The sequence below is a fragment of the Alienimonas sp. DA493 genome (genome assembly GCF_043951915.1).
Taxonomy (GTDB): domain Bacteria; phylum Planctomycetota; class Planctomycetia; order Planctomycetales; family Planctomycetaceae; genus Alienimonas.
Genome location: NZ_JBINJD010000275.1, coordinates 1 through 3,032, shown reverse-complemented (window position 1 = coordinate 3,032; position 3,032 = coordinate 1). Strand labels below are relative to the sequence as shown.

General features: G+C 71.5%; 2 protein-coding genes. One reads left to right on the top strand and one right to left on the bottom strand.

Translation table 11 applies throughout. The features are described from left to right. Positions 1–46: 46 nt before the first annotated feature. On the bottom strand, positions 47–916 hold the full coding sequence (locus ACG2DA_RS22245; protein ID WP_395258816.1) for an SDR family oxidoreductase: 870 nt from the start codon (positions 914–916) through the stop codon (positions 47–49). A 165-nt stretch (positions 917–1,081) separates the two neighbouring features. Here ACG2DA_RS22245 and ACG2DA_RS22240 point away from each other — a divergent pair, with 165 nt between their 5' ends. Continuing rightward, positions 1,082–2,965, top strand: coding sequence for a family 16 glycoside hydrolase (locus tag ACG2DA_RS22240; RefSeq protein WP_395258814.1), 1,884 nt, complete (start codon positions 1,082–1,084; stop codon positions 2,963–2,965). The last annotated feature ends 67 nt before the right edge of the window (positions 2,966–3,032 follow it).

Sequence of the window (3,032 nt, the reverse complement as noted above, 5' to 3'; positions counted from 1 at the left end):
GGCCGGAGAGAGCCGGCTCCCTGACGGTCGCGGTTCGATCGCCCCCTCACACCGCCTCGCCGCCGCAGACCTTCACGATCTCGCCGGTGACGTAGCCGCTGTCGGCGGCGCTGGCGAGGTAGACGTACGCCGGGGCCAGCTCCTCCGGTTGGGCCGGGCGGCCCATCGGGCTTTCTTTGGCGTAGGTCGCCATGTTGTCCGCCGGGCGGGCCTGGGCGTTCAGCGGGGTCCAGACCGGGCCGGGGGCCACGCAGTTCACGCGGATGCCCCGTTTCAGGAGTTGCTTGGAAAGACTCCAAGTCAGGCTGTGCTCGGCGGCCTTGCTGGCGGCGTAGTCCGGGCCGCTGGCGAAGGGCATCATCCCGGCGATCGAGCCGGTATTAATCACGCAGCCGCCGGTTTTTTCGAGGTGCTGCGCCGCCGCTTTAATCATGCGGAAGTAGCCGAACACGTTCACTTTAAACACCCGCTCGAACTGCTCGTCCGGCAGCTCCTCGATGCTGTCCGACATAAACATCACCGAGGCGTTGTTGACGAGAATATCGAGCCCCCCCAGCCCGTCGACGGCGGTCTGCACGGCCTGCCGGCAGAACGGCTCCTCGGCCAGATCGCCGGGGATTAAAATGCACTTGCGGCCGAGAGCTTCGACCTCCGCCTTCACCTCGTCGGCGTCGGACTGCTCCTGCGGGGTGTAGACGATCGCCACGTCGGCCCCCTCCTTGGCGAACAGCGTGACCACCGCCCGGCCGATGCCGCTGTCCCCGCCGGTGACGAGGGCCTTTTTGTCCAGCAGTTTATCGGCCGGTTTATAGGCGGTCCCGGCGTGCCGGGGGCGGGGCGACATCTTGGAGTCCAGCCCCGGCCACTCCTGGTGCTGCGGTTCGAACGGCGGGGTCGGCTGATCGGTCGGGGTCATCGAGCGAGCGGCGATCGGGGGGAGAATACGGGCGGGGCCGGGCCGCCGCCGGTGGGCACCGTAGCGTCGGGCGGTAAGACCGGCAGCGGGATCGCCCCGACCGCGCGGCGGGGGTATTTTGGGGGTTCGGCTTGTGTCCGTTGCCCGTTTGTCGACCGATTGCCCATGCCCCGTCGCCGCGCTCACGCCGAAGGTTTTGACCCGTACCGCAAGTGGCTGGGCATCCCGCCGCACCGCCGCCCGCCCACCTACTACGACCTGCTGGGCATCGACCCCGGCGAGGACGACCCCGAGACCATCGAGGCCGCCGCCGCCCGCCGCAAGGCCTTCTTGAGAGCCGAGTTCGGCGGCACCCGCGACGACTTGGCCCGCCAGCTGACCTACGAGATCGAGGAGGCCCGGTTCGGCCTGCAGGACCCCAGAATGCGGGCCCAGCACGACCGCCGATTCGGCAAGAACAGGAACCGCAACCGCTCCTCGGTCGTCCCCGCGACGCCCTGGTTCCGGGCCGGCGGGGCGGTCGGCGAGAGTTCGGGGATCGCGGCGACCTTCGCGACGATCTTCGTCGTGCTGGCGGTCGGTTGCGGGACGTTGGTCTGGCTGAACCGCCCGGCGGAGAACGCCGTCGCCAAGGCCCCCGCCGCCGTTCACCCCGCCCCGGCCGAGCCGGCCGCCCCCGAGCCGGCCGCCCCCGAGCCGGCCGCCCCCGAGCCGGCCGCTCCGGAGCGTGACGCGGCGCCGATCGCGATGCCGGCGTCGGCCCCCGAGCCGGCCGTCCTGCGGCCGCTCGACGGCGATTCACTGTCGGCGTGGACCCTCGCCGATCCGGAGGTGCCGAATGTGTGGTCCTTGCGGAACGGCACGCTCGTCCGGCGGGATGACGTTGGCGGGCAGCTCTCCGGGCGGGACTTGTTTTCGGTCGCCGAGTTCCAGGACTTCGACCTCTCGACCGAGTTCCGGCTGCGGGGCGAGCGGGCCAACAGCGGGCTGTACCTCCGCGGGCGGTGGGAGATCTCGCTGCTGGACGACGTGAACGTCCCCGACCCGACGAAGCGGACCGGCGGCGTGTTCCAGCAGGTCGCCCCGGACCGGGCGCGGTTCCGGTACCGCCCCGGCGAGTGGAACACGCTGCGGTGCCGGCTGGTCGGCCGGACGGTCGACGTCTGGCTCAACGACGCCCAGATCGTCACCGGGCACCGGCTGGGGGCGCCGACGGGCGGCAGCCTGTTGCCGCCGGAGGTCGCCCCGGTCGACGGACCGGGGCCGGTCGTGCTGCAGGCCCACCGCGGGACGGCGGAGTTCCGCGACATGACCATCGCCCCGCTGGGCGGCGGCGCCGTCAAGCCGATCGCCGCCGACGAACTCCGCCGCCGCCTGGCCGGCAGCGAGTGGAAGAACCAGCGGGGCGTCGACTTCACCTTCGGGGAGGACGGCACGTTCCGTCACGGCGCCCGCCCGCTGCGGTGGTCGACCCGCGACGGCCGCACCGCGGAGATTTTCTACGAGCCGGATCGGTCCGACGTGCTGACGTTCAACGCGGACCTGACCCGGTTCGAACAGGTCGTCGGCGACGCCAGCAACGCCCGCTTCACCGGCCGCCGACTCGGGGCCCCCGTCGAGATCGCCGCGACCGATCCGGTCCGGTGGGTGTTGCACAACGTGACGGAGGAAGGCGTATCGGCAGCAGATCGGGTGCGAGCGACCGACGGGGGGACGGGCCTGACGTTTCTCCCGCCGCCGGGCGGGAAAGGCCCCCCGTTCGGCTTGCTGACCGATCGCCGGTTCGGCCCCGGCACGCTGCGGCTGCAGTTCTGGATTCCGAAAGAGAGGCCGGACGGTACTCTTTGGGTCGGTGTGGCGGCCACCCCGCCCACGCCCGACGGCGAGGGGCTGGCGGCCTACCCGCAGGGGCTGGAGACCCGGTTCAAACCGGGGGAGATCGGCAAGCTGGTCGTCCCGACGGAGAACTTCCCGGCCGTGCCCACGGGCGGGGCGAATCGGAACAAACGCAGCCTCGGCCCGGCTAGTGCGTCCGGCGGTTATCTCTAGCGCGGCGGTTACCGGCTGCGTAGGCTCTGCGGCGTCCCGTTCCGCCGAGTCGCCGCCGTGCCGATCG

Excerpts from the sequence above, each read along its gene's own strand:
- ACG2DA_RS22240 (WP_395258814.1), top strand. The coding sequence starts at position 1,082 with ATGCCCCGTCGCCGCGCTCACGCCGAAGGTTTTGACCCGTACCGCAAG.
- ACG2DA_RS22245 (WP_395258816.1), bottom strand. The coding sequence starts at position 916 with ATGACCCCGACCGATCAGCCGACCCCGCCGTTCGAACCGCAGCACCAG.